This is a genomic window from Streptococcus downei MFe28 (assembly GCF_900459175.1).
Taxonomy (GTDB): domain Bacteria; phylum Bacillota; class Bacilli; order Lactobacillales; family Streptococcaceae; genus Streptococcus; species Streptococcus downei.
The window spans coordinates 36057-61932 of record NZ_UHFA01000002.1; the positions used below are offsets into that span (position 1 = coordinate 36057).

At 43.9% G+C, this 25876-nt stretch carries 22 protein-coding genes, 1 tRNA gene and 1 pseudogene; 2 read left to right on the forward strand and 22 right to left on the reverse strand.

The genetic code is table 11. The annotated features are described in order from the left end of the window. Nucleotides 1-97 precede the first annotated feature (97 nt). Complete coding sequence (locus DYE66_RS00195; protein ID WP_002997566.1) at nucleotides 98-370, reverse strand: Blp family class II bacteriocin; 273 nt, start codon at nucleotides 368-370, stop codon at nucleotides 98-100. A gap of 509 nt (nucleotides 371-879) precedes the next feature. Next, a complete protein-coding gene (locus DYE66_RS00200) occupies nucleotides 880-1116 on the reverse strand; it encodes a hypothetical protein (RefSeq protein WP_002998912.1) in 237 nt (78 codons plus the stop codon). A 1715-nt stretch (nucleotides 1117-2831) separates the two neighbouring features. Here DYE66_RS00200 and mutY point away from each other — a divergent pair. Continuing rightward, nucleotides 2832-4001, forward strand: coding sequence for an A/G-specific adenine glycosylase (gene mutY / locus DYE66_RS00205; protein WP_002998582.1), 1170 nt, complete (start codon nucleotides 2832-2834; stop codon nucleotides 3999-4001). A 211-nt stretch (nucleotides 4002-4212) separates the two neighbouring features. Continuing rightward, nucleotides 4213-4641, forward strand: a complete 429-nt coding sequence (locus DYE66_RS00210; protein ID WP_002998975.1) for a YjdF family protein — start codon at nucleotides 4213-4215, stop codon at nucleotides 4639-4641. A 321-nt stretch (nucleotides 4642-4962) separates the two neighbouring features. Here the strand turns inward: DYE66_RS00210 and DYE66_RS00220 are convergent. The 20 genes and pseudogenes from DYE66_RS00220 to DYE66_RS00315 all read right to left on the reverse strand — a co-directional run bounded on the left by DYE66_RS00220 (nucleotide 4963) and on the right by DYE66_RS00315 (nucleotide 25874). Continuing rightward, a pseudogene (locus tag DYE66_RS00220) lies at nucleotides 4963-6489 on the reverse strand (IS1182 family transposase). 354 nt (nucleotides 6490-6843) lie between these two features. After that, entirely contained in the window at nucleotides 6844-7887 is a 1044-nt protein-coding gene (locus tag DYE66_RS00225; protein WP_115325181.1) for a zinc-dependent alcohol dehydrogenase family protein, read from the reverse strand. 375 nt (nucleotides 7888-8262) lie between these two features. Beyond that, a complete protein-coding gene (gene trxA, locus DYE66_RS00230) occupies nucleotides 8263-8577 on the reverse strand; it encodes a thioredoxin (protein ID WP_002998870.1) in 315 nt (104 codons plus the stop codon). Between the two features lie 172 nt (nucleotides 8578-8749). After that, nucleotides 8750-8953 carry a copper chaperone CopZ gene (gene copZ / locus DYE66_RS00235; protein ID WP_002998729.1) on the reverse strand — a complete coding sequence of 68 codons (204 nt, stop codon included), beginning with the start codon at nucleotides 8951-8953 and terminating at the stop codon, nucleotides 8750-8752. 86 nt (nucleotides 8954-9039) lie between these two features. Next, on the reverse strand, nucleotides 9040-11277 hold the full coding sequence (locus tag DYE66_RS00240) for a heavy metal translocating P-type ATPase (RefSeq protein WP_002998865.1): 2238 nt from the start codon (nucleotides 11275-11277) through the stop codon (nucleotides 9040-9042). Further along, a complete protein-coding gene (locus DYE66_RS00245; protein ID WP_002998634.1) occupies nucleotides 11278-11724 on the reverse strand; it encodes a CopY/TcrY family copper transport repressor in 447 nt (148 codons plus the stop codon). 147 nt (nucleotides 11725-11871) lie between these two features. After that, entirely contained in the window at nucleotides 11872-12570 is a 699-nt protein-coding gene (locus tag DYE66_RS00250) for a hypothetical protein (RefSeq protein WP_002998705.1), read from the reverse strand. After that, the gene (locus DYE66_RS00255) at nucleotides 12554-13237 is read right to left on the reverse strand and encodes an ATP-binding cassette domain-containing protein (RefSeq protein ID WP_002998873.1); all 684 of its coding nucleotides are present in this window, start codon (nucleotides 13235-13237) and stop codon (nucleotides 12554-12556) included. The genes DYE66_RS00250 and DYE66_RS00255 overlap by 17 nt, the downstream gene beginning before the upstream one ends. A 167-nt stretch (nucleotides 13238-13404) precedes the next feature. Further along, nucleotides 13405-13953 (reverse strand): nucleotidyltransferase family protein, encoded by a 549-nt coding sequence (locus DYE66_RS00260; protein ID WP_002998981.1) that lies wholly within the window; start codon nucleotides 13951-13953, stop codon nucleotides 13405-13407. A 59-nt stretch (nucleotides 13954-14012) separates the two neighbouring features. Continuing rightward, nucleotides 14013-14366: a 30S ribosome-binding factor RbfA gene (gene rbfA / locus DYE66_RS00265; protein WP_002998776.1), complete on the reverse strand. Its 354-nt coding sequence runs from the start codon at nucleotides 14364-14366 to the stop codon at nucleotides 14013-14015. A gap of 616 nt (nucleotides 14367-14982) precedes the next feature. Continuing rightward, a complete protein-coding gene (gene infB, locus DYE66_RS00270; RefSeq protein WP_115324762.1) occupies nucleotides 14983-17745 on the reverse strand; it encodes a translation initiation factor IF-2 in 2763 nt (920 codons plus the stop codon). A 19-nt stretch (nucleotides 17746-17764) separates the two neighbouring features. After that, nucleotides 17765-18067 (reverse strand): YlxQ-related RNA-binding protein, encoded by a 303-nt coding sequence (locus DYE66_RS00275; protein WP_002998732.1) that lies wholly within the window; start codon nucleotides 18065-18067, stop codon nucleotides 17765-17767. Further along, entirely contained in the window at nucleotides 18060-18356 is a 297-nt protein-coding gene (gene rnpM / locus DYE66_RS00280; protein WP_019787802.1) for an RNase P modulator RnpM, read from the reverse strand. Before rnpM ends, DYE66_RS00275 begins: the two co-directional genes overlap by 8 nt. Nucleotides 18357-18375: 19 nt before the next feature. Continuing rightward, nucleotides 18376-19692, reverse strand: coding sequence for a transcription termination factor NusA (gene nusA, locus DYE66_RS00285; protein ID WP_019782848.1), 1317 nt, complete (start codon nucleotides 19690-19692; stop codon nucleotides 18376-18378). Between the two features lie 155 nt (nucleotides 19693-19847). Then, nucleotides 19848-20324, reverse strand: coding sequence for a ribosome maturation factor RimP (gene rimP / locus DYE66_RS00290; protein ID WP_115324764.1), 477 nt, complete (start codon nucleotides 20322-20324; stop codon nucleotides 19848-19850). 470 nt (nucleotides 20325-20794) lie between these two features. Then, nucleotides 20795-22312, reverse strand: a complete 1518-nt coding sequence (locus DYE66_RS00295; RefSeq protein ID WP_342352185.1) for a hypothetical protein — start codon at nucleotides 22310-22312, stop codon at nucleotides 20795-20797. 624 nt (nucleotides 22313-22936) lie between these two features. Then, nucleotides 22937-23023, reverse strand: a tRNA-Ser gene (locus tag DYE66_RS00300). Between the two features lie 170 nt (nucleotides 23024-23193). After that, nucleotides 23194-23829: a tRNA (guanosine(46)-N7)-methyltransferase TrmB gene (trmB, locus tag DYE66_RS00305; protein WP_002998802.1), complete on the reverse strand. Its 636-nt coding sequence runs from the start codon at nucleotides 23827-23829 to the stop codon at nucleotides 23194-23196. Then, on the reverse strand, nucleotides 23830-24636 hold the full coding sequence (gene ccrZ, locus DYE66_RS00310; RefSeq protein WP_019782844.1) for a cell cycle regulator CcrZ: 807 nt from the start codon (nucleotides 24634-24636) through the stop codon (nucleotides 23830-23832). Between the two features lie 191 nt (nucleotides 24637-24827). After that, nucleotides 24828-25874: an ABC transporter permease gene (locus tag DYE66_RS00315; protein WP_002998715.1), complete on the reverse strand. Its 1047-nt coding sequence runs from the start codon at nucleotides 25872-25874 to the stop codon at nucleotides 24828-24830. Between the last annotated feature and the right edge of the window lie 2 nt (nucleotides 25875-25876).

The window sequence follows — 25876 nt, forward strand, 5'->3', positions numbered from 1 at the left end:
AATAGTGGAATAAGTAGTAAGATAAGGTAACTTAGCAGGACAAACTGTCCCATCCTTGGTGATAACATAAGTTGTCCTCCTCCATAGAAGGGAAGAATTAAATCCAAGGTCCCCAAGTATCAACAGCAGCGCCGGCAATAAAGCCTGCACCGGCACCTCCGACAGCTCCTGCTGTAGCTCCTGCAACTGTGCCGACGATTGGAAGTGTTACAGTACCGACTGCACCACCTGCTGCACCTCCACCAAAGAAACCTGTGACAGCCCCAAGACCAGCTAGCAGAAGACCTCCACCTTCTGACTCAGAAAGAGTAGTTGTGTCAGCTACTTCAAAGTTATCAAAAGCCATTGTATCCAATGTTGCTGTATTCATAAAAATTCTCCTTAATTTAAAATTTGTCAACTTTTTACTTGACGTAAGTCAGTTTATCAGAAATAGTTTCATTTGACAATATATTTCAGTTCATTTTAATATAATGAAAATATTTGATACAGGAACTAAAATATTCTAACTTTTTACAAGACTATTCTTTGTGTTTAGCTTTCTACCTTGAGTTAGTTTGCCATTTATTTGTATCGCATCCTAGAAGAACCTTTCCCCCAAGTAATCAAACTTTTATACACTACCAATTCAAATTATGCACGAAAACTATTGACTTTTTATCTTACTCAACTAGCATCATTTTCGAACATAAATTTTCTGATAATTATTGTTAAAAGTGACCGAGCTACTAAACCAAATCAATAATAAAAAATAAGGACTGAACTAAAAATTCAATCCTTGTCTTTACATTATTTCGTCTCTTTCAAACTAACCAAAGTTGGTAGGTGACATTACCATCACCTATCCGTCCTAACAATCGTCAGATGGGGACAATTATTTTATCCCTTAGTCATCATGAAGCTGATAATCATATTGATAACCGCAACGCCGATACCAACGCCATTTAAGATATTAGCGATTTTATAGTCGAACTCTGGATTACCATTCTTGCTAAGGCCTAGTGAGATGCCAATAATTCCAAGGATAAGCCCGATAATAGCAAATACGACTGAAAAGATGACTGACAGGATGCCGAGCACCAATGGTGCGCCTGTTTTCTTAGGTTCTGAATTCATTTAGTTATCCTCCTTAAATTTTTATCAGTTTAACAAATGATAGGAACTTTTGTCAAATGTGATTGCAAATCTCGTTCATCGAGTCCCCCTTCCAAAAAGTCAGAAGCATCGTCCAATACTAGTTTAGAAGGGGAGGAATTCTCCAAGAATTGCAAGAAATTCCCAGACCCTATCCTCAAGAGACAAATATATCATAGATGGCTAGTAAGACTATCGTCACTAAGATTGCTGTAGAGAACAAGGTCTTGAGTTTCTCATTTTTAGAGAATTTTATTAATATTGTATCTATGATTATCAAGAATAACCAAAGGGTAAAAATTACAAGATACTTCATCGTATATTCCTTAACTATTTTCAATTCTTTGCGGGCATTTCATCATCTTTTTTAATCTTGAAACTGCTGACCCTTTCACGAGGTAAAAACTTATCGTTCGCTGGCCAGTCACAAAGTTGCTATTCATAGCCCCTAATTAATAGCAAAATAGATACAGACCCCAAGATAAAGGGCGGAAAAAATGAATGAAACCACTTTATTTTTACTGTAATAAGAGGCTAGTGAGCTTGGGATAAAGCTCCGTTACTCCTTAGTTTCTAACATTAAATATCTAGACGCAGTAGTTGATTGGAAGAGCACCAGCCTAGACCACATATCCAATTGGCTCTTTGCTATTCCCAAGGTTCCTTTAAAGTTAAATGTCTTATAAAAGCGAGTGTTAGAATCTCTTCAAAGGCTTGGTACAGCAACCAAAAAAGGCCACAAAAAAATCCGATTCTTGCACACTTAGAATCGGATTCTAACTTTCTGTTTCAATTTCTGTCAAACTAGCATCACGCCTTTCTTTTTTCTCATAAGGAGGTTAAGTGCTATAAATATCTCCGTTTTTATAACGGTTTAAATTCATCTGTAACATTTGCCACCTTTTTCAATGACAAGTACTTTTTTCTGCTCTATGAATGCCTCATTATCCTTTTTTATCATTTACCTTGCTGAGTACTTTTACTTCCAGCCTACAATCTAAAATCAGACTTCATCAAGCAGTTTTTATTAAATGTTAACATTACATTGGTTTCACCCCTTAAGCTATTTTGTGCAACAGCCTATGATGTCTCCGTTTTTATAGCGTCCTTGATTAAAATCCAGCATAATCACACCTTCTTCTTGATCAACTTACACTAAACTTGGCATGGGTACCACTCCTTTAGCTATTTTCAGCGACAACTAAGGAATCTCCATTTTTATAACGACTTAGGTCAAACATCAACATAAGCGTTCCTCCAGCACTTTTGCAAGATTTATAACCGACTGAAATGATTAACTACTGTTAGGACTATGAGCTTACTTTTCAAAAACTTCTGCTAACAACTTTATCTCAAACTAGAACGAGCAATCAACCACTACTAGGTCACTTTCGCTTATCTTGGAACTACTGTCTCCATTTTTGTACCGAGATTTATTCATGTTAATCATTACATTCACCTCTTAACACAATATCTCATACGAACTAGCGACAATACTTACTGTAAAATTAATCTTTTTTTGCCTACCGTCTATGGCCTGTCACCGTTCTTGTACCTTGAAACGTTTTGTCTAATCATGGGAATTTCCTCCTTGATTAAGTTCTTATCTTATTTACACTTTTATTATAATGTAAGCGTTTTCTTTTGTCAAGATTTAAACCCTATTTTTTAAGTAGAATTTTGTTATAATTCTTTCTATGAAGAAAAAGCTGAACTTAGACGATTTCGGGGTAGAAATGTGGGACCAGAAAACCATCGAATCCTTTCGTCGCACCCTCTTGGCCTGGTATGACCAGGAAAAGCGGGACCTTCCTTGGCGTCGAACGAAAAATCCCTACCCTATCTGGGTCTCAGAAATCATGCTCCAGCAGACCCAAGTTCAAACCGTCATTCCTTATTATGAGCGCTTTTTAGCCTGGTTCCCCAGCATAAAAGATTTGGCCCAGGCTCCTGAAGAGCGATTGCTCAAGGCCTGGGAGGGGCTGGGCTACTACTCTCGTGTGAGAAATCTGCAAAAAGGGGCTCAGCAAGTTATGAGGGTTTTTGCTGGAGACTTTCCCAAGACTTATGAGGAAATTCTGAGCCTCCAGGGAATCGGTCCCTACACGGCTGGGGCTATTGCCAGCATCGCCTTTGACCTGCCTGAGCCTGCTGTTGATGGTAATGTCATGCGAGTCCTGGCTCGACTTTTCGAGGTAGATTATGACATCGGAAACCCCAGTAACCGCAAGATTTTTCAAGCCATTATGGAGGAATTGATTGATCCTGAGCGGCCAGGTGATTTTAATCAGGCCTTGATGGATCTGGGAACTGATATTGAGTCTGCCAAGAATCCCCGACCAGAGGAGAGCCCGATTCGGGCTTTCAACGCTGCCTACTTACATGGCACTTATGACAAATACCCCATTAAACTGCCCAAGAAAAAGCCTAGACCCAGACACTTGCAGGCCTTTGTGATTAAGAATGGCCAGGGACAATTTCTCTTGGAGAAAAATCAAGAATCTGGTCTCTTGTCTGGCTTTTGGTCCTTCCCCTTGATGGAAAACCAATTAGTAGCCAGGCAGATAGATCTCTTTGAAACGCTCAAGGATAAGGAAATTTTGGAGACCCCCTCCTTGCAGAAAATTTTCGAAGAAGACTATGGTCTCAAGCCCAGCTGGACTAAAGGAAAATTCCCACTCGTCAAACACACCTTTAGCCATCAAAAATGGCAGATTAAACTAGTTGAAGGTCAACTTAAAGAAGGAGCCCTCCTAAAGGGGGATAAGGAATTAGCCTGGGTGGCTCCTGAGGCTTTCGATGCGTATCCCATGGCGACTCCCCAGAAAAAGATGATTGAGGCCTACCAAGATAGAACTTTGGACTAGAATCACGATCTCCTCGACTCTGAAAAGCAAGACCCCGCATAGCCTTGGGGAAAATTTTTAAAAATCAGCTGAGTCAGCAAAACTAGTCTGTGCTATAATAGAGGTGATATAAAAACACATTGCAGTTGGGTAGTCTGCAAGCACCTTTGGTGCCAGTAACCTTCCCTCCAGGTCGTCCCTTATCAAATTTTTATCCTTTTGGAGGGCTGGCATGAAAATGACAGTATATTTTGACGGCGGTTTCTGGTATGCCTTGCTTGAATATCAAGATAAGAAACTGGGCTACCAAGCTTTCCGCTATTCTTTTGGCAAGGAGCCCAAAGACAAGGAGGTCTTTGACTTTATTAATCGCCGTTTGAGCCAATGGATGAGGCGACAAGAGGAGCTGGGACTAGTCATTGATGAGCCCGACAAATCTATGAGCCATAAGTCCATCAATCCCAAGCGGATGCAAAGGGAGGTCAGCAGGCAGATGAAAAAACCTGCCCTGTCCTCCAAGGCTCAGCGGGCCATGCAGGCCAGCTATGAGTTGCTGAAAAAGAAGAAAAAGGCATCCAAACGCCAGCAAAAGCAGGAATACAAGGAGAAACAGTTTCAACTCAAGCAGGAGAAACGCCGACAAAAGAAAAGGGGGCACTAATGTGTCCCACCCGCCCAGAACCAGATGGTCTGGGCTTTTCTTTTTCGTTTATACTCTTCGAAAATCAAAATTTTCCCATAGATAAAGAGAGCGAAGTTTTCTGCATCTCCAACCTCAAAAGGTCTCCCAGACCTTTTGAGCTACCTGCAGTTCGTGCGATGCGGAGCAAAGTTGGTGAAATCGACCAACTTTGCGAGGTTAGTAAGGGAGCTAGGCAATCGCTACGGAGATCGCCGTTTGGGAGTAAGACAGAAGAGCCTGGGACAAAACCCATTTGCCCCCATAAAAACAGAGGATCACTTGTTGGTGACCCTCTATTTTTTAGGTTCGGTTGCTTCTCCTGTTATATTTGATGAGATTATTGGCCATAAGGGCCAATCCCATGTCAATCTTGACCTGTCGTTTCCCCCGCAGATTACACCTTTTGTAACCCAAACAAGCCTTTATCTGCCCAAAGACAGGCTCCACATCAACCTTGCGTTGTGCGAAAACTTGACTACCCTCAGGAGATAAAAGCGCTTGAGCTTCTTTTTGCTTTAAGTATTGGTACCGATCGTTGATATATAGCCCCTTTTGAGGAGCTAATTCAGGCTCCTCAGCCTGGTAGACCTTAATCTCTTGTTCAAAACCTGTTTGCGTTTTCTGGTGTTTGAGATGATGAAACACCTATTTCCAGCCCTCCGGATGGGTGTAGCTATCCTCTGTTTCATTATAGTGCCAATTGGCTAGATTCTTGTCAGACTTTCTGTAGGTCCTCTTTTGTTCCTTATCAAACCTGCCATACTTAATCAAGTGATTAATTTCCTCTTGGTCAAGAGTTAGTAGGTTCTCTTCACTACCATAACCAGCATCTGCGACAATAGTCTTGGCGTCATGGGGATAGGAGTCTAAAAATGGTAAGAGGGTCTTGGTGTCTGTCGGATTTGGGAAGATATCATAGTGGAGAACAAATTGATTCTCAGTAGCGATTTGGAGATTGTAGCCAGCCTTCAGTTGACCATTTCTCATGTGGTCGTCTTTCATCCGCATAAAAGTGGCGTCTGTATCTGTCTTTGAAAAACTATTGCGACCAGTGAAAGTAACTTGATAGGTCTCGTACTTTTGTGCACGGGCTGAAAAATCCTCCCTTACCTTTCGAAGGACTTTCTTGAGTTTCCGACGCTTTGTTTGACGCTCATCCTTTCCTTTGACAGGATTTTCTTCGATGGCTTGGTTAACTGATTTCCATTCTTCCTCAAGGATTTGAGAAAACTCTGTCAATTGTTCAGAAGTTACAGGCTCTTGGTCATCTAAGACAATGGCCTCTTGAATCAAAGGATTAATTTCCTCTTGAAAATAGGTTTTTAGAGTCGCTTGAAGTTTGGCAGAAAATTTATCAACAGCCTTCCGCCAAACAAAACTGTACCTGTTAGCGTTAGCCTCAATCTTAGTCCCGTCAATAAACAAACACTCTAAGGACACTAATTCCTCCATTTTCAACTGAAGGTTGAGGTCAATAAAGAGATTACGAATCAGCTCCTCCATCCCAGGAGCCACACGAAAACGATTGATTGTCCGATAAGAAATCACCAGCTGACCTGTTAAGTATTGCAGGGCAAGATTTTCCACCATCATTTTTTCTATCTTTCGTCCGGAAAAGATCCCTTGAGAATAAGCAAATAAAAGGGCTGCTAGGAGTAATTGGGGAGGGTAAGAAGGCCGCCCAACCTCATGATAAAAGTTTAGAAAGGCATTATCATCTAGTTTATTGACCACCTTTTCAATCGTAAAAACGAGATGGTTGTGGGGTAAGAATGCGCTTAATTCTAGTGGCAGAGTCGTTTGATTTGTGTTATAGTGACTGTACATGAGGTAGCCTTTCTATTATTTTTTTGTCAACGATATTTTATCAAGACTACCTATGTCAAGCAAAAAGCAACGGCATCAAAACCGTTGCTTTTTCGTCGGCTGAGGGATAGTTTTGTCCCAGGCTCTTCGTCACCTCACACCTTTTTATTTTAAGGTGTCGGCTAAGACAGTCCACCGGACTGTCTTACTACCCCAGCAAGGGTGACTAGTTGTCTGCTGTGCCACGAAGTGGTGCAAAGATAGCAGACACCTACTGCGACATCAGTCACTTTAGTGACTTGATGTCATTACTCCTTGCCTCAGTGAATTTCGATTTTCATTTAGTATCAATCAGCTACTAGCCTTGTTCTATCTTTAGAGGGTCACCATAGCCTTGATGGTCTTACGGTCCTGCATATCCTTGTAAGCTTGGTCGATAGCGTCCAGGCTATAAGTTTGGGTGAAGACCTTACCAGGATTGATTTGGCCATCCAGAACAGCCTTGAGCAGAACTTCCTTATCATAGGTGGTTACCGAAGCTGGACCACCTGCGATGATGGCATTTTGGAAGAAATAATCACTGAGATTAATATCATGGGTGTGAGGAACACCAACCCGTCCAATGGCAGCACCTGGACGGGCAATCTTAAGAGCCATTTCGGTTGAGAGTTGGGTACCAACGCATTCAAGAGCTGCATCGACACCAGCACCATTGGTCAATTCAAGCACCTTGTCAATGCCTTCTTGCCCCCGTTCAGGCACGACATCGGTCGCCCCAAACTCTAGAGCCAATTTTTGTCGGTCTTCGTGACGGCTCATAATAATAATGCGTTTAGCTCCCCGGAGTTTGGCAGAAATAACAGCACAGAGACCAACAGCGCCATCACCAACAACAGCTACGGTATCGCCCTTTTGGACATTGGCCACCCGAGCAGCATGATAGCCAGTTGGCATCACATCAGCTAAAGCTAGCAGGGAAGCCAACATCCCTTCGCTGTAGTCACTTGGTTGACCAGGAATCCTGACCAAAGACCAATTGGCATGGGCATAACGAACATACTCGGCCTGGTAGCCTGAGCTGAAATTCGTTGAACGGTCATGACCTTGGCAACCACCTTCAAATCCAGCTAGACAGGCAGGACAGTGACCACAGCCATGAGTGAAGGGAGCAATGACAAAGTCTCCCTTTTTAAAGGTAGTAACCTCAGGACCAACTTCTTCAATGACTCCGATGATTTCATGGCCAGAGTTTTGTGAACCTTCAGCCTTATCATCATCACCGCGGTATCCCCAGAGGTCTGAACCACAGACACAGGTCCGAACTACACGAATAATGGCATCATCAGCCTCAAGCAATTGGGGCTTCTCAACTTCTTGCACGGCCACTTGGCCAGCTTTGACAAACACAGTTGTTTTCATAAAGATTTGCATCCTTTCTTATTTGTAGTCATTATAACATTGATGGGCTAGCTTTCCATAATACTTGGTTTTCTTAAAGGATTAAGATTTGGTGACAAGGATAGGGACTACCAGATACCAGACTTTTGGTATGAGATAAGAAGCCTTGACAATAAAGAAGCAAAGGAATGCTCAACCTGGAAGAATAGGCCTTGCTTATCCTCTTCAAAAATCAAAAAATATGGAAATTCAAAAAAGAGAACCTCGCGGTCCTCTAGTTTTCATTTAGGCTAAGATCAGCCTTGACTTCAAAGGAGGCTGGACCTTTACTGATTTCCAGATTCCAAGAACCTTGTGGGCTACTGTTCTAGCCGAGCAGTCAGGCCGAAATCTGGCTTAGGCCAGCTCTGCTACGATGGCTTTGAGTTGGTCCTTGGTGTGGACACCAGCGACCTGCTTGACGACTTGGCCGTCTTTCTTGAAGAGCAGGGTTGGGATGGACATAATACCGAATTTTTGGGCGGTAGCAGGATTTTCATCTACGTCCAATTTGACGATTTTCAATTCATCTTCGTCCAATTCTTCTGAGAGTTGCTCTAGGATTGGAGCCTGCATACGACAAGGGCCACACCAGGTTGCCCAAAAGTCCACGAGAACCAAGCCATCCTTGGTTTCTTCTTCAAATGTCTTATCAGTTACGACTTCTGCCATAGAATCACCTTTTTCTATCTTATTTTTACTGTCATTCTAACGAATTTTCGGAGCTTTGCCAATTATTTGCTACGGAATTTGAAGCATAGGGGAGTGATTGCCTCTAAGCTTTCTAAAACCAGGCAACAGAAAGGAGAAACTTGGTCTGCCCCACCTAGCAAAGTTTTTTTGTTTAGACTTGGCTACCCAATTGGTACTTGGTGTCCTTGAGGGCTCGTTTAAGTGACAGTTTCCAAGGATTGCCTTCAATGGTCACTTGGTTCTTGTTCAAGTCGACTTGGGCTGACTCGACACCCTTGACAGCTGCTAATTTTTCTTGAACGGTTTTGGCACAGCCGTCACATTTCATTCCGCTAACGTGATAGGTTTTTGACATAAGAGATTCCTTTCAGATACACTTTATTAGGCCATTGAGATTTCGGCAAGGACCTAATGAGACAAATTTTCTTTCATTTTAATTGCTTAGACCTTATGGTAATTCAGCCCTAGGCTATTGAGAACTACAGAAACTGAGCTGAAGCTCATGGCAAGGCCAGCCAGCATGGGGTTGAGAAGGGGGCCACCAAAGAGGTAGAGCAGACCCATAGCAACCGGTATAGCCAAGATATTATAGATAAAGGCCCAGAAAAGGTTGAACTTGATGGTCCTAATGGTCGCTCGACTAACTTCTAGAGCCTTGAGGACATCTAGCAAATCAGGCTTCATGAGGACAATGTCAGCTGATTCAATGGCAATATCAGTTCCTGCTCCCATGGCAATCCCCAAGTCGGCTGTCGCCAGAGCAGGGGCATCATTGATGCCATCCCCAACCATGGCCACCTTCTTATCAGCCGCTTGCAGGTCCGAGATAGCCTGAGCCTTCTGGTCAGGAAGAACCTGACTGATGACCCGATTAATACCAGCCTCTTGGGCGATAGCTTGAGCGGTTTGTTCATTGTCACCAGTCAACATAACGACCTCAATTCCCTTGGCTTGCAAGGCTTGGATGGCCGCTTGGCTATCGGGCTTAAGCTGGTCGGCTACACCCAGGAGGCCAAGCAGTTGCCCTTGGCTGGCCACAAAGATTGGCGTTTGCCCTTCTTGGGTCAGCTGGACAAAATCAGCTTGAGCAGAAGATAAGTCCACCTCTTCCTTTTCCATAAGGGCCTTGTTGCCGACCAGAAGTTCTTGACCGGCGACTTGGCCTTTAAGGCCAAAGCCAGCCAAATTTTCAAAATCCTGAACGGCTGACAGGCTCAGACCTTCTTCCTTGGCCTTATCGACCAAGGCCTGGCTAATAGGATGGCTGGATTGAGCTTCCAGGCTGGCCACAGCTCTAAGGAGCTGCTCACGGTTCCAGTCCACTCGGTAACTGGTCAGGCTGACCAATTCAGGCTTGCCTCGGGTCAGGGTCCCTGTCTTATCAAAGACAATGGTATCAACCTGATGGGCCAACTCAAGGCTGTCTCCTGATTTAAAGAGGATACCATTTTTAGCGGCTAGGCCTGTCCCGACCATAATGGCCGTTGGTGTTGCCAGTCCCAGAGCACAGGGGCAGGCAATGACCAGCACGCTGACAGCCACTGTCAGGGTGAAGCTAAAGGATTGACCGCCCAGGAAGAACCAGGCCAGACCGGTCACTAGGGCGATTCCCATAACCACGGGAACAAAGACACCAGAAACCTGGTCAGCAATCTTGGCAATTGGGGCCTTGGTGGCTTGGGCGTCTTCAACCAGCTTAATAATTTGTGACAGCAGGGTATCCTTGCCCAGCTTCTGGGTTTCAATGGTTAGGGCACCCTGACTATTGATCGAACCGCCGTAGACCTGGTCGCCGATGGCCTTTTCTACAGGAATAGATTCTCCTGTCAACATGGACTCATCCACCGAAGAGTGGCCTGAGAGAACTTGACCATCAACAGGAATCTTTTGCCCTGGTTTGACCAGAACTTGGTCCCCTAAAACCAGTTCTTCAATGGGCAGCAAAATTTCCTGACCGTCACGGACTACTAGGGCTTCCTTGGCGGAGAGGTGCATAAGCTTTTTAATCGCTTCAGAGGTGCGACCCTTGGACAGGGTTTCAAAGAATTTTCCCAAAGTAATCAAGGTCAAGATGACAGCGACCGACTCGAAGTAGAGTTGGTGGACATGATGAGCGTGCCCCAGAAAAACGTGGTAGGTGCTAGCCAGACTGTAGAGAAAGGCTGCAGTCGTGGCCACAGCCACCAGGCTATCCATATTGGGGTGCCCCTTGAAGAGGGTCTTAAAGCCAGTCCGGTAAAAGTGCCAACCAATGGCCATAACCGGAAGGGTCAGGACCAACTGAACCAGGGTAAAGGTCAGAGGATGACTGGCCGCCTCTAAGAAGGCTGGCAGGGGGAGACCCATCATCGAGCCCATGGAAATATAAAGCAGGGGGAAGGTGAAAATCGTTGACCAAATCAACCGTTGCTTCATGCCCGCTAAGCGTTTTTCTTCCCGCTCTTCCTGGCTGGCTGCTTGCCCTTCGATAAAGAGCTTGACTCCATAACCAGCATCTGCTACAGCTTGCTCAATTTTTTCTTGGTTGACCTGGCTGTCGTCATAGGAGACCGCCATTTTTTCGGTCGTCAGGTTGACCGAACAGCTGGTCATGCCCGGCAATTTTTTAACGGCATTTTCAACCGTTGCCACACAGGAGGCACAGGTCATGCCATCAATTAAGTAAGTTTCTTGAGCCATCTAAATCACCACCTCTTCCTTTTCAGGACTATTAACATGTTCCTGACAGCGACATTGACCAGGTGTACAATTGCAAGGAACCTGGTCCAGAACCTGCTTGCGGTCTAAAATCTTTTGCAAGCCTTGGAGGTCTTGGGCTGTCATAGGAGTCTCAGCTAGGATTTGTCCCAGCAGTCCAGCCTGCTTGGTCTGACAAATCTTGGCCAGCTCCGTCCGCAGATTAGCTAGGTTGGCCTCCTCTTCGGAAATTTCTGTCCAATAGATAAAGGACCGACCTTCCCGCCTGCTTTGGAGAATCTTTTTCTCCACCAAACGACCAATCAGGGTCTTGATAGTTGACTCAGACCAGTCCATCTTTTGAGCAAGAACTCCAATGATGTCCTTGCTGCTTGCCTGACCCTTGGCCCAGACCACCCGCAGTACTTCCCATTCGGCATTTGAAATCATAGCAACCACCTTTTCTTGAACTTATTTCGTTTACGTTTGTAGATGTATTATAGCAGAATGATTTACATTTGTAAACTGAAAGAACTTAAAAGGAACCACAAAAGTGGTTCAAACTTATTTTGCTAATCTTTCATTCATAAGGTAGATTTACCAATTAACTTTCAAGGGCTTAGAAGCAAAATAAACAAGGAGGCCTAAACCGATGATAATAAGGTTAACCATCGTGCTCGTGCTAGTCAAAATATGAAGGCCACTCGATCTCTCAATAGTGATTGGCAAAATCGAAGTATAAATTTGATGGACTTTTTCCATCCCAGAAGAGGCACCGATGAAAAACGGCTTCATCTTATCTTGAAAAGTATTATAGAAGGCTAAAGGATAAGCGATTAGAGTTCCTAATAAAGTTGATAGGAAAATATTTCTCGCCAAAACCTTATGAGATAAGCTTCGGAATAAATAGAGAAAGGTTACAACGAGGACAAAGTAAGAAGTTAGGGATAGTGTTTTACCGAACAAATCGAAGGTTTTAGCCGGACAGTATAACAAATAAAAGATTAAATTCAAAATTATATTTATCCCTGTTCCGGTTAAAAGTACCTGATGAATGGAGTATTTTAAACTGTAGTAAAAATAAGAATCTCTGGTATAAGCTAGCCTATATAATCGGTAGGTTGAGTAAATAATTAAGAGGGTGGCCGCAACCATGACCCATAAGCTATGGATCATGTCTATCATTGCTTCTTGTTTCCAGATATTTTTTATCAAGCGTAGGATAATCTCGAGTGAATAAATATAGTAAAAGAGTCCGGCGTTATCTTTCAACAGCCTTTTAATAAGTGCCAACATTGCGGTTCACCTCCTTATAGATATCATCCAGAGCCAATCCTCGATAGTCATCCTGTAAAGCCCGAACGTTCTCATACAGAATTAATTTTCCATCGTTAATCATAAGAACCTCGTCGAAAAGTTCTTCCATATCCTGAACCAAATGGGTGCTAATAATGGCAACACTATTGGGACGACGATAGCGCTTAATCAAATCAATCAAGATCTCCCGTGTCAGCGGGTCAACCCCAGCCAAGGGTTCATCTAGTAGGTAATAGTCAACATCCTGAGCAAGAGCAAAAACAAGGTGTAGTTGCTCTTTCATTCCTTTCGAGTAATCAGCTACCTTCTTTTTAGGATCCAGCCTTAAATCCTTCAACATTTGTCTAACTCTTTTTTCATTGAAATGAGAGTAGAGACTTTTAAAGTCCTTGAGACAAGATTCAATTGTCATATCTTTGGGAATAAAAGGACTATCAGGTAGAAGAAAAGCTCTATAACTGTCTTTAGATATTTGTCCCTTATATTTTTGATAGAATCCTGCCCAGATATTTAGGAGAGTCGTCTTCCCTGCTCCATTTGGACCAAGCAGAGCAATAATCTGATTACGATTCTCAAGGTTAAGCGATAGATCCTTGAGGATTTTATGACGGTTAAAACCGAAAGATAGATGTCGACTTATCAACATAGTCTTGTCCTCCTTATATATAAAATTATAAATATATAAAAATAATATACATTGCTCTCATCTATAGAATAGTTCTTGATGGCAACTTTGTCAAGGTTTTTTATATAAAAATTTTATATAAAAAATCGACCTGCCAATGAGCAAGTCAATTCTAACGTCTGTTTTTATCAGTTCTCTATCTTTAATTGTGGCCACTTGGCCTGCCAATTTTTTTCGGCCAACCGCTTCTGGTACAGAGCCATTCTATCTTTGTCCGCTTTAAAATGTGGCGTCGGCCTCACGACAAAGTTCAGAATATCTTCTAAGCCATAGGGTAAAAATACTTCTAGCTGTCCTTCTTCATCGAGCCTAGCCCCAATTGCTGTACAGCGTTCTGGATATTTACTGATGGCATCCCTAGAACTGGTATAAGGTAAGGTGTGAGGGCTGTGACCGTGCATATCTTTCTGATTCTTTAGCTCCCAGTTGTAGGTCGGATAGACTTGTCGAAGCTGAGCTTCAATTTTCTTGGTCTTCTCATAGGGAACTTTTCTGTCAAAAAATACAATATCGACATCGGTCGTCTCATCAAAAGCCGGCAGATGTGATAATTTATTCCAGATGAAATTTCGTAAGGTTCCTGCAGCCAGCCAAGAATCCGACAGGCCAAGGTCTCTTACAGTTGACAAAATTCTCATGATGTCTGGATCAGCAGCTAATAATTTTTCCAGCTCCATAGTGGTCCTCAATAGTTGTTTGAATGAGCTAAGAGAAAAGGCTCCCTTGAGAGCCTTTTTTATTTCTTGCTTTCCAAATCACGCAACATCTGGTCGATTTTATTACCATAGGCAATGGACTCGTCCTTGATGAAGGTTAAATCTGGAATTTTATACATTTGGAGATTCTTGCCAAGTTCCCTTTTGATGGTTCCCTTAGCTTTTTCTAGACCTGTTTGGGCCTTTTGATTATCCGAAGCCAGGTCACTCATAATGGTGTAGTAGACCTTGGCCAGGGATAAATCTCCTAACATTTGGACATCGGTGATGGTGACACCAGAGACACGGGGGTCACGAACCTTCTTTTGTAGAATTTCGTTAACCTCTCGTTTAATCTCCATACCAACCCGATCCGTCCGAAAAGAATTAGCCATCCTTTGCCTTCTTTCCATTTAGTTTCAACTCTGATTAGTGTTTTAACGCTTAGTCAGGTAATCATAGTAGCTGACATAAGACTGGGGGGACAATAGCTACCAGTCCTCAAAAATTCGTTGATACGATTTTAGCGCAGTGGTTGTTTGGCTGTCCTTGTCACAAGTGACAGCGGCCAACCTAATCAACTGTGCGGGGGTGAGACAACGAAATTGATGGCTTCGCCATACCAAGACTTTCTCACCCCTTAACGTTTACGACGCTTGGAGCTTTAGCTCGATAATAGCTAAAGCTCCAAGTTAGCATAACGCTTAGAGAACTGTCATAGCAGTTCTCGTATCAGAATTAGAAGCTTTAGCTTCAATTCTGATTAGACTTTCGACGCATTCGAACTCAAGTTGATAATAGTTGAGCTTGAATGCTAGTATAGCGTTTAGGCAGACTACCTTAGTAGCTGCCGTGTAAAAACTAGGAAGATAGTTCCAGTTTTAATAACAAACGCTTGCGACGCTTGAAGCATTAACTCGATAATAGTTAATGCTTCGAGTTAGTATAACGCTTAGAGAACTGCCATAGCAGTTCTCGTATCAGAATTAGAAGCTTTAGTTTCAATTCTGATTAGCGTTTGATTTCCTCCATCACGTAGGCTTCGACAGTATCGTCAACCTTGATGTCGTTGTAGCCTTCAATCATGAGACCACCTTCTTGGGCGTTGCCGATTTCTTTGACATCGTCCTTGAAGTGACGCAGGCTGGCTAATTTACCGTCGTAGATAACGACACCGTCACGGATAACCCGAACACTGGAGTCGCGGGTAACTTTACCGCTGGTAACCAAGAATCCGCCGATGGTGCCGACCTTAGAAACCTTGAAGGTTTCACGGATAAGGGCTTCCCCGATAATCTTTTCTTCGAATTCAGGATCCAGCATTCCCTTCATGGCATCTTCAATTTCTTCGATAACCTTGTAGATAATGCTGTGGAGACGGATCTCAACTTCATCAGTTTCTGCTTGAGCCCGCGCTTGTGGGGTAGGACGGACATTAAAACCAATGACAACGGCATTAGAAGCTTCAGCCAGAGTAATGTCAGACTCGTTGATAGCACCGACAGCCGAGTGAACGATGGTGACCTTAGCCCCTTCGACTTCAATCTTTTGCAGAGAGGTCGCTAGTGCTTCGACAGAGCCTTGCACATCTGCCTTGATGATGACATTAACAGACTTAACTTCGCCATCTTTGAGGGTATCAAAGAGGTTTTCAAGACTGACACGATGGGTAATTTGACGTTGCTTGAGCAGAGCCCGCTTAGCCCGTTCTTCACCGGCAGCCCGAGCTGCTTTTTCATCTTCATAAATTGCGAAGTGGTCACCAGCCATTGGGGCTTCATTAAGACCTGTGATAGATACTGGTGTTGATGGCGCTGCCTCTTTCACCCGACGCCCCAGATCATTGGTCATGGCCCGAACCCGACCGAAGGTATTACCCGCAACGATTGGGTCTTGAACATGTAGAGTCCCTTGTTGGACCAAGAGAGTTGCAACAGCTCCTTTCCCCTTATCTAAACGAGCTTCAATAACGGTACCGATAGCTCGAACGGTTGGATCAGCCTTGAGCTCTTCCATTTCAGCAACCAGAAGGACAGTTTCCAGAAGTTCATCAATATTTTGACCGAATTTAGCTGAAATTTCAACGAATTCTGACTCACCACCCCAAGCGGTCGAGATAACACCGTGTTCAGCCAGCTCACCGATAACCCGCTCAGGGTTGGCACCTGGTTTATCAATCTTGTTGATGGCAACAATAATTGGCACACCGGCAGCCTTAGAGTGGTTAATCGCTTCAACAGTTTGTGGCATAACGCCGTCGTCTGCAGCAACAATCAGGATGGTGACATCAGTAACCGAGGCACCACGAGCCCGCATCGAAGTGAAGGCTGCATGTCCTGGGGTATCTAGGAAGGTAATCTTTTTACCGTTGGCATTGATTTGATAGGCACCGATGTGTTGAGTAATACCACCGGCTTCACCTGTGGCTACCCGAGAATTTCGCAGAGTATCTAGAAGGGTTGTTTTACCATGGTCAACGTGTCCCATGATGGTTACGACTGGTGCACGTTCAACCAATTGGTCTTCATTGAGGTAGTCATCATCAACAAAGAAACGTTCGATATCGGCATCATCAACCTCAACCTTTTTCTTAGGATCGATACCATAATCCACCATGAGGAGTTCAATGGTGTCACCATCCAAGGATTGGTTTTGGGTAGCCATTACACCCATCATGAAGAGCTTCTTAACGATTTCGGCAGGTTCACGCTTGATACGTTTTGCGATATCAGCAACCGTCATTCCTTCAGTGTATTCAAATTCCTTAGGCAATTCATGGAACTTACGTTCGGTGACTGGTTTTGGAGCTTGATCCTTACGGTTGTTCTTTCCTTTTTTCTTCTTATGATTCCAGTTACTGTTTCTTTGGTTTCTCACTTGGTTTTGATTATTCCACTTCTTATTTTTACTTTGTTTTGGCCCATCTTCATTCTGATGTGAAAAGTCACGTGATTTGTCTGAACGATTAGCTTTCTTGCGACGGGTATCCTTGGCCTTGGCTGGGGCTGGTTTTGCAGCTACTGTTGGAGCCGCTGCTGGCGTTGGCTTACTTGGTTGAGCCTGAGTTTCTTCTTGAGCTTTCCGCTTGTTTTGACGAGCCTCTTCTTGACGACGGGCTGCCACAGACTTGCTTTCTTGTTCCTGACGGAAACGATCTTCGCTTTGGCGAGAGTACTCCGCATTTTGTTCAGCTTTTAGGGCAGTTGCTCTGGCCTTGAAATCAATCCGTGGTCCTTGGTTATTAGCTTGACCACGATTATCTCGGCGGTCATTGCGGTTTCCTGGACGGTTGTCCCTACGACGCTCATTATTGCGACGGTCGCCTCGATTATTCTGCTTGCCCTTGCCCCCTTGGTTTTGGCGGCGTTCAGCTTCAGCCTTGGCCTTAGCTTCACGCTCAGCCTTAAAGTTGCGAATTTTTGGTTTGGGCTTGGTAGCAGGTTTAGCCTGAGTTGCTTGACTTGGTACCGACTGGCTGGCTTGGGCTGGCTTGACTTCTTGAGTCGAGCTGGCCTTAGCCTCCTGCTCCGCCTTTGGAGCTTGAGCAGGTTTGGCAGGGGCAGAACTTTCTGACGCCTTAGGTTTTTGAGCTACTGGTTTACTAGCTGGAGCCTGACTAGCTGAGAAACTGCTGGCAATGCGTTTGGCATCAGCATCTTCGACACTAGAAGCGTGGCTCTTGACATCCAAGCCCAAACTCTTGGCCTTTTCCACCACATCTTTACTTGGTTTGCCAAGTTCCTTGGCAATTTCGTACAATCTTTTCTTAGACAAATCATGTCCTCCTATTCCTTTAGTTCATAAGAGTCCTCATTTTCTTTGCAAATCCAGCGTCAGTCACGGCCAGAACCTTGCGGGAGCGACCGATGGCAACGCTTAATTCCAGTGCTGAAAACACTGTGGAGACTTCTATAGCGTAATATTGGCATTTATCAGTTACTTTTTTGGTCAAATTTGGAGCCGCATCATGAGCCAGGAAGACCAACCTAGTCTGGTGCTGTTGGATGGCCTTGATGACCAAATCCTCACCAGAGGTTAGGGCGCCTGCTCGCTGGGCTAGACCCAGTAAATTGGATAATTTTTCTAAATTAGTCAAGGCCCAACTCTCTTCTTTTAACCTTGTGATCAACATAGGCAATCAATTCATCGTAGAAGCTTTCAGGAACTTCCATGGAAAAGCTATGATTGAAAACCCGTCTCTTCTTGGCCAACTGAGCTTCTTCATTATCTAGCTTGATATAGGCTCCTCGACCATTTTTCTTGCCTGTTGGATCAATAAAGATTTGACCTTCCTTATTTTTAACAATCCTAAGCAGGTCTCGCTTGTCAATCACTTGACCGGAAACAACTGATTTTCTCAAAGGTATTTTTCTGGTTTTAGCCATATAAGACCTTCCTTGTTTCTTAGTCTTGGTCCGCTGACTCAGCTTCTTCTACTGGAGCTTCAGCCTCAATCTCTTGGCTCTCTATAGCTTCGTCAAGGTCTTGAGCTTCTTCAACTTCCGCTTGCTCTTGAGCTTCTGCGTCAATTTGATCAGCCTCTTGAACCTCTTCTAGGCCTTCTGCTGATTCCAGAATTTCTGAACTTGACTCTTCAGCCAGGTCATCGGCCTCATAGGCTTCCTCAGCCTGGGCTTCCATGGTTTCGTATTCTGTCGCTGACTTGATATCAATGCGGTAGCCAGTCAAATGAGCCGCTAGGCGGACATTCTGACCACGACGACCGATAGCCAAGGACAATTTATTGTCTGGCACAACAACCGTTGCATGTTTGCTGTTTTCATCATCGAAGATAACATAGTCAACTTCCGCTGGGGCAATGGCATTGTAGATAAATTCAGCTGGATCTTCTTCCCATTGGATAACGTCGATATTTTCTTCAACAGGAACAGCCAAACCTGACTTAGGATCTAGGCGAACTGGGTGGAACTTGCTGACAACCTTTTTGATGTTGGCACCGCCACGACCAACGATGGTCCCGATGGCATCCACATTAGGGTTATGGCTACGAACCGCAACCTTGGTCCGGTCGCCAGCTTCGCGGGAGACACTCATGATTTCCACAGTACCATCGAAAACTTCTGGAATTTCTTGTTCCATGATGCGCTTGATGAATTGTGGATGGCTCCGACTCACGAAAACATTGACCCCGCGAGGATTGTTTTCCACCTTATAAACATAAACCTCAATGCGGTCGTGTGATTTGAAGGTTTCCCCAGGGATTTGGTCCTGGTGGGAGAGCTGGGCTTCAATCGAGCCCAGGTTAACGTAGATGAAACGTTGGTCAAAACGCTCAACCGTTCCGGTCATGATTTCACCTTCGTGCTCCTTGTACTCATTGTAGGTAATTTCCCGCATCTGACGACGCATCTTTTCCATGATGGTTTGCTTAGCGGATTGGGCAGCCACACGGCCGAACTCTTTGACAGATTCTTCAAAACGAATCTTATCCCCCAGCTCATAGGCTGAGCTAATCTTGAGGGCATCAGCTAGACTGATTTCCAAGCGGCTATCAAAAACTTCTTCGACAACTTCACGCACACTGTAGACTTGGAAATCACCAGTTTTTTCATTAAATTCAACCTCACAGCTGTCGGATTGACCGTAGCGACGCTTGTAGGCAGATTTAAGCGATTCGGTCACCGCATCAATGATGTCGTTTTTGTCGATGTGTTTTTCTTCTTCCAGAACACGGAAGGCTTCTAGCATTTCTTTGCTCATAAGTTTTTTCGTCCACCTTTAAGTGGACTAGGCATCCTTTCTATATTTTCAATCATCTTGAATTCCCAATGAAATTCAAAGTCTTTAACAATTTTGACTAGACCTAGATTCCCAGCAAAAGCCTAAGGCAACTGGCTAGGGGGTCATCCTTTTGCCTAAAGTTTGACAGCCATTCGAGCCTTGGCAACAGTCGAATAAGGAATTTCCACCTGCTTTTTACGGGTCTTATCCAGATATTCCAGGGTCAAGGTTTGTCCATCAAAATCAAGCAAGTCTCCTTCAAAAACCTTAACCTTGTCAATGGCCTTGTAGAGGCTGACATTGATGTAGGAGCCGATAGCTGCCTCGAGACTTTCAGCTGTCTTCAAGGGCCGCTCCAAACCGGGACTGGAAATTTCCAACATGTACTGGCTGGGGAAGGGATCAGGCTTGATGGTATCCAAGAGCGGACTAATAATATCCGTCAACTCAGCCGTATCATCCACCGTAATACCCTCTGGCTTATCTACCAGAATAGACAGGACATAATCAGCCCCCATCTTTTCATATTCCACATCAACCAGCTCAAAAGGCTGGGGAATAGCAGGAGCAACAACCTGAGTAACCGTATCAATAAGCGTCTGATTAGCGATAAGATTTACCTCTGCTTTCTAGTTTTCCCCTCATGAAAAGGAAAACAAATCCATACATAGACAAGAGGCGAAGTCATCCAACTTCGCCCCTCTCTGTATTATTTCCTATAGTATAGCACGTCAGCCCCCTAATTGCAAGGGACAAGGTCAACCTATTACGTATTCTTAGACTGTTGACCAAGAATTCTTGAAAAGTTTTCTATATCCCTTACTAACTTTTATCAGGCTATATCTTCGACTGTATGATTAACCTGTTGCAAGGAATAGGCTAGTAAGTTTTTAGCATTTCAATCAAAAATGGGAGAATTGGCGGTTTAACAACGGACCTCTAGTCACATCTTCTCTTTTCTCTAGAAACTGAGACCCTTTGATGATAGTTGTCTAACGATATCGCCGAAGTCAACTATCAAAATCACAAATTGTAACCAACATCAGTCAATGATACTAGCTACCCGCCTAACAACTTGCTTTTAATCGGAGATGATGGTTCCGTCCCCATCAGCATTAAAACTATAGGTTACACCATCAATAGTCAGTTTAGTATTGCGAACTCGCACCCCAGAATCAGGGGCATAGTAGCGAGTTACGCCATTTTCGGTAATCAATTCACCCCGAGCTTGCTTACCGTCTCTATGGAAATAAACAGTTTGACCATTGACAACTGCCTCTCCGATTAGAGCATAGCCTTCTGGTCCCATGTAATAACGGCTACCTTCCCAATCGACGTAGCGATTTTTCCAAGCCGCACCAGTCTCAGGATCGGTATAGTAGATGTGGCTACTATTAGGAATAAAATCACTATAATAAGCATAGACTAACTCGCCCCTTGATTGCATACCATAGTAATATTTTTTAGTTGGAAGACCAAAATAGTAAATATTTCCATCAATGATCTGAATGCTGGTCACTTTGTTCCCCTTTTCATTGAGATAATACCAGTGACCTGACCTAGTTTTAATAAATTTTGGAGTTCCTTCTTTACCAGTAATTCTAGCTCCAGAATCCCAATCATAGAAGTCTCCAGTATCACCATTTCCTGAAAACTCCCCTTTAGCCTGATGACCATCATATTCAGAAAAGTAAACTTCAACACCGTCAATCGTGTGATATCCCGTCAACATCCTGCCGTTTTCATCAACATAATACCAATTGCCATCCACCTCAACGTAACGATTCGTCACCAAGGCACCACTATCTTTATCATAGTAATGTCTATCTGGTGAAAAAATACTTTCTTTGGCTGGTGCAAAGGCACCCTTGACTTGGACACCATTCTCATCAAAGTAGACCTTGACAGAATCAACCGTTTGAGCACCGATCAACTTATTTCCATTGCCATCAACATAGTACCAATTGCCGGCCACTTCGACATAACGTTTAGTTAGCATAGCCCCGCTATCTTTGTCATAATAATGGCCATCGGGGGCAAAGTTCCCCTTGACTTGGATGCCGTTCTCATCAAAATAGACCTTGACAGAGTCAACCGTTTGGGTACCAATTAATTTATCGCCCTTGTCATTAACATAGTACCAATTGCCGGCCACTTCGACATAACGTTTAGTCAACATAGCCCCGCTATCTTTGTCATAATAATGGCCATCGGGGGCAAAGTTCCCTTTGACTTGGATGCCGTTCTCATCAAAGTAGACCTTGACAGAATCAATGATCTGAGCCCCGGTTAACTTATTCCCATTGCCATCAGCGTAATACCAATTCCCCTGTTCGTCACTATGATAACCCTTAGATTCGGAAGTGACTAAATTGTTTTTGGCTGAGACAGAAACATTATCTCCTCCTGTATATGAATCTGCTGAAGAGGTAGCGGGAACTTCAGAATTGGACGATACTGCTTGAGGAACAGTATCCTCTGAGGTACCATTAGAAGCCTGGGAGCCAAGTTCAGTCTTTAGGGTGTTCAAACTAGTTTCTGTAGTAGGAGGGGTAACAGTCTCAACATCCGTACTAGGTTGGCTTTGATTTGTGGTCATGAGTATTTCACTTGTATTTGTTGGTTCTGTCTCTACAGTGTCTGCAAGAACTGGCTTCGCAATAAAGCTAGCAGCTGCCAGCACAGTAACACACGATAGACCAACAAAATACTTTTTAGCATAGTGCCATGGTGAAAATCTTAAATTTTTCATATCTTCAACCCCTTTCAATCCTATTATAGGTGAAATAGTTGCATTTGCAAGTGTTTTCTTAAATTAATTACTAATTTTAATTATTTCTTGCTGATTAAAAGAAAACAAGTCTCATAGAGTATTTCTCTTCAGTTCCGTTATTGAGGTCAGTGTTCCCTTTCAAGCTTGATTCTCTTCTTCTAAAAAATTTTCAACAGTAAACTTTTTAATTATGTCTAGGCTAAACCTAACCAGGTTATTCTAAATAATAAATCTCAACTGCGCCTTCGTAACTCATTTCACAATACAAAAAAACCGCCTCAGCGGTTTTCCTAGCAAGTCTTACCGCAAAGGAGACTTAGCCATCTTGATTGTGGAATTGAACTCGGGCTAAAAGACTAGTGATTTAGACGTCTCCTATCGAAAAATCAGGATTTCTCAAGTAGACCCTAAAATCATACGTCTTTTTTAACGCCCTTAGTATCTTAGTTAAGGAGAGGAGGGGATTCGAACCCCCGAGCCCCGTTAAGGACTACACGCTTTCCAAGCGTGCGCACTCGGCCACTATGCGACCTCTCCAAGAAATGTCAACGAATGACATTATAACATGAATTATCAATTTTTCAAAATGATTTTTTCGAGACAGCTTTACTATGGCTTGATGGAGGCTTGTGTTAGTCCTAGGTCAATCCTTCTAAAAGGGGTATTAACCCCGTCGAACAGATTAGACTAGCAACTTGACCATAGAGCTAAAAGTGAGCTTCCACCCGATAGATGACCTGACCCTTGTCGGAGAATTTCTTCTCATATTCGGTCATGACATTACCCTCAAAATCGCTAGCATGGAGGTCCAGCCAGACTTGCTTGAGAATCATGCCATACTGAGAAAAACTAGCTAGACTGTATTCGAAAAGGCCTCGGTTATCGGTTTTAAAATGAATCTCACCATGCTCAGGCAAAATCTGTTTATAGGTATCCAAGAAGGTCTTGTAGGTCAGCCGACGCTTGGTGTGTTTTTTCTTGGGCCAGGGATCTGAGAAATTGAGATAGAGGAGATCAATTTCGCCATCCGCAAAATAGTTGGTCAAGCTGGAACCATCAACCTGGAGGAGACGAATATTTTCTGCCCCACTAGCTAGAACCTTGTCCAAGGCATAGCTAAGGACTGAGACCTGAATATCAATGCCGATATAGTTGATGTCTGGATTCTGCAGGGCCATCCCCGTAATAAAGGCTCCCTTGCCAGAACCGACCTCAATATGAATAGGTTTATCGTTGCCAAAAATCTCCCGCCAATGCCCCTTGGCATCTTCGGGGTTCAAAATCACAAAATGTGGGTTGTTGGCGAGGTGCTCTTCGGCACCCTTACGTCTTCTAGCTCGCATCTAATTCTTCCCAATAATTTCACGGAACTTGCGCAGGTCGTAAATTTCCTGATTGACATGCTCCATATCATTTTCATCGTAGCACTTGAGAATCTGGGTCAAGTAGGATAATTGTCCGAACCAGGCAACCTTGTTCATGACCAAATCATTGGTCTTGTAGCCATAATAGCTGAGCCATTCATTCCAATGGGTGTAAGGAATATAGTGGCTAAGCATGTAGGCCACATCATACATGCGGTCGGTCAGGCGGACTGAGTCCCAGTCCACCAAATAGATGAGACCGCTGGTCGTGATGACCCAGTTGCTGTGCCGCAAATCCCCATGCACAATAGTCGCCTTATCGCGGTCAAATTCTGGCAGGTTATCCTTCAATTCCCTAGCAATAGATTGCAAGAAGGAGTTGGCCCGCAGTTGTTCAGGAACATTATTTTCCCAATCCACAACCAAGTCATAAGGCTTTTCAATCCGATAATTGAGCTGCATGAGTTGGTTGACCAAGGTCCTGGAGCGATGCATCCGCAAAAGAATCTGGATAATTTGTTTGCTAGTCATATCCTGCTTGTTGAGAATGCGACCGTTGAGCCATTCTTGAGCGCTCATCACATCGCCATTGGACATACGTTTGGCCCAGAGGAGTTGAGGGGCAATCTGCTCCTTAGCTAGGGCAGCCAAAATTGGGGTAGTATTCATCTTGACAAAGACCCGATCTCCATTAGGGTAGGTCCCAACATAGGCCTTACCACTCTTGCCCCGAAGGGGTTTTAGGGTTAAATCTGAATCGGTTGTAACCAAATCATTTTCCTCCATGATATTTCTTTAAGGACTGAAACGTTAAAGATGGCTGGCTGGACCACAGCACTTCTTATCCCAAGCCCATTCATCCAGAATAAACCAATCCTCCACAAGTCCAGCGGAGACCAGCTTTTTATCGCTCTCTTATTTTACTGGTTTTATCAGGCTGCGTCAACATGAAGACCTAGCCTTTTTATTAGACTGCTTCAAGCAAGTAAATGCTTAAGCTTATAGGGCAGATAAAGCTCCACTAGCAGGAGACTGATGCCAAGTAAGAGAACCAAATTTTGCCAGGAAAAGGCAAAAATTAGCAAGAAAATTCCTTGAAGCAAAACCAGACCGTAGAGAATGCCACGTAGGACCTGCCTGAGATTGGCCTTTTTCAGGCTCATCTCAAGAGGAAAGAGCTGGGTTAAATATTGATAATCGTAATGCTTGGCTAAAGCCAGAAGTTGAAAGAGCAAGAGGTAATCAAAGAGCAGGGTCAGGGCTAGGGCAACCAGGCCAGTCTTGATAAAGATCAGGCTGATTAGGCTGAGAAAGAGAAGACGCAGGGTCAAGGCCAAATAATCCCCACTACGTAAATAAGCTCGCAAATAGAGATTAGACCAGAGCTTGGAGTGTTTTTTGGCCAAACCAGCCAGGAGAAAATCTAAATAGGCTCGGCGCTTGGTTTGGCTGGAAATTCCCTTAACCTTGGTAAAGAGGGAATAAAATTTCAGGATAGCCTGCTTTCGTCCCTGTTCCTGAGCTAGGGCTTCTTCCCAATTCAAATATCCACCGGTCAGGAGTCTACGACTCTTGAAAAGAACTAGGCCTCCCTTGATGACCAGCATAGCAAGGAGCAAGACTCCAAAGCCGATTTTTGACAAGCCTAGGGCGAGAAAAAGGGGCGCCAGAATCAATAAGAAGAAGGTTTGCAAGCCTCCCCAGACTAGGAAACTCCGCAACCTTGCCTGCTTGACTAGGCCAAGCAAGGCATCTTCCTGGGGCAAAAGAAAGACCTGATCGGCAGGCTCCAGATAGGTCGCCACCCGTCCTATCCAGAGCAGGACCAAACTGACAAGAGCCAGTCCGACAATCATGGGCCAATGATTTTTAGGAAAATGCTTGAGCAGATCGCTGTATTGATATAGGATAAAACCCAGGAGGAAGACCAAAACTAAAACAAAATGGTCATTGAAAACATAACGAAGATACTTGAGGCACTGCTGATTGAAATCCAAGCGACGTTTAGCAAATACTTCTTTCATAG

Bases quoted from the DNA above. Each gene is read 5' to 3' on its own strand.
- trxA (WP_002998870.1), bottom strand. From the start codon at position 8,577: ATGGCAGAAGTCGTAACTGATAAGACATTTGAAGAAGAAACCAAGGAT.
- DYE66_RS00195 (WP_002997566.1), bottom strand. From the start codon at position 370: ATGAATACAGCAACATTGGATACAATGGCTTTTGATAACTTTGAAGTA.
- DYE66_RS00315 (WP_002998715.1), bottom strand. From the start codon at position 25,874: ATGAAAGAAGTATTTGCTAAACGTCGCTTGGATTTCAATCAGCAGTGC.
- DYE66_RS00200 (WP_002998912.1), bottom strand. From the start codon at position 1,116: ATGAATTCAGAACCTAAGAAAACAGGCGCACCATTGGTGCTCGGCATC.
- DYE66_RS00245 (WP_002998634.1), bottom strand. From the start codon at position 11,724: ATGATTTCAAATGCCGAATGGGAAGTACTGCGGGTGGTCTGGGCCAAG.
- trmB (WP_002998802.1), bottom strand. From the start codon at position 23,829: ATGCGAGCTAGAAGACGTAAGGGTGCCGAAGAGCACCTCGCCAACAAC.
- rbfA (WP_002998776.1), bottom strand. From the start codon at position 14,366: ATGGCTAATTCTTTTCGGACGGATCGGGTTGGTATGGAGATTAAACGA.
- DYE66_RS00250 (WP_002998705.1), bottom strand. From the start codon at position 12,570: ATGTTGGCACTTATTAAAAGGCTGTTGAAAGATAACGCCGGACTCTTT.
- copZ (WP_002998729.1), bottom strand. From the start codon at position 8,953: ATGTCAAAAACCTATCACGTTAGCGGAATGAAATGTGACGGCTGTGCC.
- DYE66_RS00255 (WP_002998873.1), bottom strand. From the start codon at position 13,237: ATGTTGATAAGTCGACATCTATCTTTCGGTTTTAACCGTCATAAAATC.
- DYE66_RS00240 (WP_002998865.1), bottom strand. From the start codon at position 11,277: ATGGCTCAAGAAACTTACTTAATTGATGGCATGACCTGTGCCTCCTGT.
- DYE66_RS00260 (WP_002998981.1), bottom strand. From the start codon at position 13,953: ATGGAGCTGGAAAAATTATTAGCTGCTGATCCAGACATCATGAGAATT.
- rnpM (WP_019787802.1), bottom strand. From the start codon at position 18,356: ATGGCTAAAACCAGAAAAATACCTTTGAGAAAATCAGTTGTTTCCGGT.
- DYE66_RS00210 (WP_002998975.1), top strand. From the start codon at position 4,213: ATGAAAATGACAGTATATTTTGACGGCGGTTTCTGGTATGCCTTGCTT.
- DYE66_RS00295 (WP_342352185.1), bottom strand. From the start codon at position 22,312: ATGACCACAAATCAAAGCCAACCTAGTACGGATGTTGAGACTGTTACC.
- nusA (WP_019782848.1), bottom strand. From the start codon at position 19,692: ATGAGCAAAGAAATGCTAGAAGCCTTCCGTGTTCTGGAAGAAGAAAAA.
- ccrZ (WP_019782844.1), bottom strand. From the start codon at position 24,636: ATGGAGGAAAATGATTTGGTTACAACCGATTCAGATTTAACCCTAAAA.
- mutY (WP_002998582.1), top strand. From the start codon at position 2,832: ATGAAGAAAAAGCTGAACTTAGACGATTTCGGGGTAGAAATGTGGGAC.
- DYE66_RS00225 (WP_115325181.1), bottom strand. From the start codon at position 7,887: ATGAAAACAACTGTGTTTGTCAAAGCTGGCCAAGTGGCCGTGCAAGAA.